Source organism: Stenotrophomonas sp., assembly GCF_036662295.1.
Lineage (GTDB): Bacteria > Pseudomonadota > Gammaproteobacteria > Xanthomonadales > Xanthomonadaceae > Stenotrophomonas.
Map to the genome: position 1 here is coordinate 20404 of NZ_JAVWXA010000053.1, position 5348 is coordinate 25751.

5 protein-coding genes are annotated in these 5348 nt (G+C 69.1%); 3 read left to right on the forward strand and 2 right to left on the reverse strand.

The features are described from left to right. Positions 1-105: 105 nt before the first annotated feature. Positions 106-687, reverse strand: a complete 582-nt coding sequence (locus RSA25_RS11805; RefSeq protein WP_332809071.1) for an NAD(P)H-dependent oxidoreductase — start codon at positions 685-687, stop codon at positions 106-108. A gap of 53 nt (positions 688-740) precedes the next feature. Next, positions 741-1142, reverse strand: coding sequence for a MerR family transcriptional regulator (locus RSA25_RS11810; protein ID WP_332809072.1), 402 nt, complete (start codon positions 1140-1142; stop codon positions 741-743). A 204-nt stretch (positions 1143-1346) separates the two neighbouring features. Here RSA25_RS11810 and dapB point away from each other — a divergent pair, with 204 nt between their 5' ends. From dapB to carB, 3 genes are all read left to right on the forward strand, one after another. Further along, a complete protein-coding gene (dapB, locus tag RSA25_RS11815; protein WP_332809073.1) occupies positions 1347-2087 on the forward strand; it encodes a 4-hydroxy-tetrahydrodipicolinate reductase in 741 nt (246 codons plus the stop codon). Between the two features lie 280 nt (positions 2088-2367). After that, the gene (gene carA / locus RSA25_RS11820; protein WP_332809074.1) at positions 2368-3498 is read left to right on the forward strand and encodes a glutamine-hydrolyzing carbamoyl-phosphate synthase small subunit; all 1131 of its coding nucleotides are present in this window, start codon (positions 2368-2370) and stop codon (positions 3496-3498) included. Between the two features lie 147 nt (positions 3499-3645). Next, the coding region (gene carB / locus RSA25_RS11825; protein WP_332809075.1) for a carbamoyl-phosphate synthase large subunit at positions 3646-5348 on the forward strand (1703 nt) is incomplete at its 3' end.

Below are 5348 nucleotides of genomic sequence, written 5' to 3' on the forward strand. Positions count from 1 at the left end.
TACCCGCCGCCGACCAGGGTAGAGCCACCCCATGGGTGGCTGCTCTTCGTCCAGGCGTACGGGTACGGCCCAGCCACGCATGGCGTGGCTCTACCCCCCCCTGTCTCACCGGGCCCTGCTGCCCAGGCGCTCGGCCTGCGACAGCCACGCACCGCGCTGGGCCGGGGTGCTGCTGCGCACCGGGCCGAGGCCGGTGATCCGCACCGGCGTGATGCCGCAGAATTCCAGGATCGTGCGCCGCACCTGCTGGTGCCCCGGCATCCGGTACACCCAGCGGTAATACCAGGGCGGGGTGTCCAGCGTGGTGATCACCCGCGCGCTGCGGCCGGCCAGCAGCCGGTCCCACCACACCGAGTCCTGGCGATAGCGGAATGCCACGCCCGGCAGGAAGGCGCGGTCGAAGAAGCCTTTCAGCAGCGCCGGCATGCCGCCCCACCACGTGGGATAGACCAGCACCAGGTGGTCGCAGTCGGCGATGGCGGCGTTCATCTGCTGCAGGCCCGGCTCCAGCGGCTGGATCTGGCGGTAGCCGTGGGGCAGGACCGGGTCGAAGTCGATCTCGCCCAGTGCGAACAGCACCACGCGATGGCCAGCCGCGGTGGCGGCCTGGTGATAGCGCTCGGCCAGCGCGCCGCAGAAGCTGTCGCGGCTGGGGTGGCCAAGCAGGATGACGATGGATCGGGACATGGGGACGCTCGCATGAAGAGCGCGCAGGCTACGGTCTGCCCCATGGGGCAGAGTCAAGCGTCCAGGCAGTCGCCGCCGGCCATGCATGCCTCCAGCGGCCCGGTCTCGCCCTGGTCGATCAGCATCGCCACCTCGGCCTGCAACTGGCTGAGCGCGGCATCGAGCTGCTGCAGCTGCGCGGCCTGCGCGCGCACGGCGCGCTGCCGATCGGCCAGCATCGCCTGCACGCGCGCCCAAGCGATGCCGCCGTCGTCGCGGCGCAGGGCCGCCACGTCGGCCAGCCGGAAGCCCAGTGCCAGGGCCTGGCGGATCAACAGCACCAGGTTGAGTTCCTGCTCGCTGTAGTCGCGATAACGGTTGATCCGCGGCACCGGCGCCAGCAGCCCGCGCGCCTCGTACAGGCGGATCGCCTTCTGGCTGGCGCCGCTGCGCCGGGCGACTTCGGAGATGCGCATGTCAGGGGTGCACGCAGCACGCACCGACGCGGCAGGCGCGGCAGGTGGACAGGGCAGGGGAGCAGGCAGGCAGCACGGGAGCAGGCGGTGGCGACAGGGACGCACAGGGTAGCAAGCGGCGTCGCGCCCGCCGCGGCGGCCGCTGCATGCGCCATGGGCGATATCCTCTTGTGCAGGCTTGCCGCCACCGGCTAGCCTGCGCGCATGACCACCACTCCTCTTCGCCTGCTCATCCACGGTGCCTCCGGCCGCATGGGCCAGGCCCTGCTGCGCCTTGCCGCCGATTCCCCCGACCTGCAGGTCGTTGCCGCCGTGACCCGACGCTCGCCGGTGCAGCGCGTGATCGACGGCGTGCCGCACTTTGCCGCCAGCGAGCTGGCCGGTGCGCCGCCATTCGACGTGGCCATCGACTTCAGCCTACCCGAGGGCTTCGACCCGGTGCTGGCACTGTGCGTGGAGCGCCAGGCCGGCCTGGTGTCGGGCACCACCGGCATCAGCGAAGCCCAGCGCCAGGCGCTGATCCAGGCCGCTGCCGGCATCCCGCTGGTGTGGGCCTCCAATTTCAGCCTGGGCGTGGCGGTGCTGGACGAACTGGTGGAGCGCGCCGCCACGGCCCTGGCCGGCTGGGACTGCGACATCGTCGAATCGCACCACGTGCACAAGCAGGACGCGCCCTCGGGCACCGCGCTCACCCTGGGCGCGGCCGCGCAGAAGGGCGGGGCACAGCCGCACTACGCCAGCCTGCGCGCGGGCGACATCGTGGGCGAGCACCTGGTGCAGTTCACCGGGCTGGGCGAGCGCATCGAACTCACCCACCGTGCCACCAACCGCGACATCTTCGCGCGCGGGGCGCTGTTTGCCGCCCGCCAGCTGCAGGGGCGGGCGCCCGGCAGCTATCGCGTGCGCGACCTGCTGGCCGGGCCGGCACCGGCCAGCGCCGGCTGAGACACCGCCGGCGCCCCGCCACGGGGCGCGGTGGTCGATGCAGGCGCTTTCCTGAACAGGTGAAGGGCAGCCTGAACACCAAACGGCGCCAGCGCGTCCGTACGTCGGCGGATGCACGTAAACGCTGGCGTCGCGGCCCCCTTGCCATTACAATTCCCGCTCGCCGAATCACGACAGCCGGACCGGTCCCGAACCGCCGTCCGCGCTTTTTTGCAGCCGCTTTTTCGTGAAGCGCAGGCGTGACTTCGGTGACCCCATCGGTAGCCAAAGTGAGAATTCCGTGACCCAAGCCGCAATCCTCGTCCTCGAAGACGGCACCGTATTCGAGGGCGAATCCGTAGGCGCGCCCGGCCTGTCCGTCGGTGAGGTGGTGTTCAACACCGCGCTGACCGGCTACCAGGAAGTGTTGACTGATCCTTCCTACGCCCGGCAGATGGTCACGCTGACCTACCCGCATATCGGCAACACCGGCATGACCGACCAGGACGACGAAGCCCACAAGGTGTGGTCGGCCGGCCTGATCGTGCGCGACGTGCCGCGCCGCCCGAGCAACTGGCGCAGCCAGGTGTCGCTGCAGGATTGGCTGCTGCAGCGGGGCGTGGTCGCCATCGCCGGCATCGATACCCGCAAGCTGACCCGCATCCTGCGTGAGCGCGGTGCCCAGAACGGCGCGCTGATGGCCGGCGAAGGCCTCAACGTGGAGACGGCGCTGGAAGCGGCACGCAAGTTCCCCGGCCTGAAGGGCATGGACCTGGCCAAGGTGGTGAGCACCGACAAGGCCTATCCCTGGACCGAGGGCCAGCTGGACCTGGACAGCAACGACTTCGTCACCGCCGCGCCGCGCTTCAAGGTGGTGGCCTACGACTTCGGCGCCAAGCTCAACATCCTGCGCATGCTGGCCGAGCGCGGCTGCGACATCACCGTGGTGCCCGCGCAGACCCCGGCCGCCGACGTGCTGGCGATGAACCCGGACGGCGTGTTCCTGTCCAATGGCCCGGGCGATCCGGAGCCGTGTGACTACGCGATCGAGGCGATCAAGGTGTTCCTGGACAAGAAGCTGCCGGTGTTCGGCATCTGCCTGGGCCACCAGCTGCTGGCGCTGGCTTCCGGCGCCAAGACGGTCAAGATGGGCCACGGCCACCACGGCGCCAACCACCCGGTGCAGGACCTGGACGATGGCCGGGTGATGATCACCTCGCAGAACCACGGGTTCGCGGTGGATGAAGCCACGCTGCCGGCCACCCTGCGGGTCACCCACCGCTCGCTGTTCGACGGCACCAACCAGGGCATCGCGCGCACCGACGTGCCGGCGTTCTCCTTCCAGGGCCACCCGGAAGCCTCGCCGGGCCCGCACGATGTGAGCCCGCTGTTCGACCGTTTCGTGGAACTGATGGCGCAGGCCAAGGCCTGATGCGTCGCCGCCGGCGCGTCCGGCGGCATCGCGAGGGATCGCGAAGTCCTGCACTGCCGCTGCCTTCGGCGCGGCGCTGCACCCCGGAAGTTTCCTGATCGACAGCGTGCGATCACCCCGACACGCTGTACTGACTTAGAGAAGACAATGCCCAAGCGCACTGACCTTAAAACCATCCTCATCATCGGTGCCGGCCCGATCGTCATCGGCCAGGCCTGCGAGTTCGATTACTCCGGCGCGCAGGCCTGCAAGGCGCTGCGCGACGAGGGCTATCGCGTGGTGCTGGTCAACAGCAATCCGGCCACGATCATGACCGACCCGGAGATGGCCGATGCGGTCTACATCGAGCCGATCAACTGGCAGACGGTCGAGAAGATCATCGCCAAGGAAAAGCCCGACGCCCTGCTGCCGACCATGGGCGGCCAGACCGCGCTGAACTGCGCCCTGGACCTGGCCGACCACGGCGTGCTGGAGAAGTACAACGTCGAGCTGATCGGCGCCAAGCGCGATGCGATCCGCATGGCCGAAGACCGCGAGCTGTTCCGCGTGGCCATGGGCGAGATCGGGCTGGAGTGCCCGACCGCCGCGGTGGCCCATACGCTGGAAGAAGCGCTGGAGATCCAGACCCGCGTCGGCTACCCGACCATCATCCGCCCCAGCTTCACCCTGGGCGGCAGCGGTGGCGGCATCGCCTACAACCGCGAAGAGCTGGTCGATATCGTGACCCGCGGCCTGGAGCTGTCCCCGACCACCGAAGTGCTGGTGGAAGAGTCGGTGCTGGGCTGGAAGGAATTCGAGATGGAGGTGGTGCGCGACACCGCCGACAACTGCATCATCGTCTGCTCGATCGAGAACCTGGACCCGATGGGCGTGCACACCGGTGACTCGATCACCGTGGCCCCGGCCCAGACCCTGACCGACAAGGAATACCAGCGCCTGCGCGATGCCTCCATCGCCGTGCTGCGCAAGATCGGCGTGGATACCGGTGGCTCCAACGTGCAGTTCGGCATCAGCCCGACCAACGGCCGGGTGGTGGTGATCGAAATGAACCCGCGCGTGTCGCGCTCCTCGGCGCTGGCCTCCAAGGCCACCGGCTTCCCGATCGCCAAGGTCGCCGCCAAGCTGGCCGTGGGCTACACGCTGGACGAGTTGAAGAACGAGATCACCGGCGGGCTGACCCCGGCCTCGTTCGAGCCGTCGATCGATTACGTGGTCACCAAGATCCCGCGCTTTGCCTTCGAGAAGTTCCCGGCCGCCGATGCGCGCCTGACCACCCAGATGAAGTCGGTGGGCGAGGTGATGGCGATGGGCCGCACCTTCCAGGAATCGCTGCAGAAGGCGCTGCGTGGCCTGGAGACCGGCAAGATCGGCCTGGACCCGACCGGCCTGGACCTGGCCAATGAAGACGACATCACCACGATCAAGCGCGAGCTCAAGGCCCCCGGCCCGGAGCGCCTGTTCTACGTGGGTGATGCCTTCCGCGCCGGCTTCAGCGTGGAAGAGGTGTTCGCCCTGTCGCACATCGACCCGTGGTTCCTGGACCAGATCGAGGAGATCATCCAGGCCGAAGCGCAGGTCGCCGCCGAGGGCATCGACGCGCTGGACGCGGCGCGCCTGCGCAAGCTCAAGCGCGCCGGCTTCTCCGATGCCCGCCTGGCCGAACTGACCGGCACCAACGAAGCGGCCGTGCGCGCGCTGCGTCGCGCCCACAAGGTGCGCCCGGTCTACAAGCGCGTGGACTCCTGCGCGGCCGAGTTCGCCACCAGCACCGCCTATCTGTATTCGACCTACGAGGACGAGTGCGAAGCGGCGCCGAGCAACCGCGACAAGATCATGATCCTGGGCGGTGG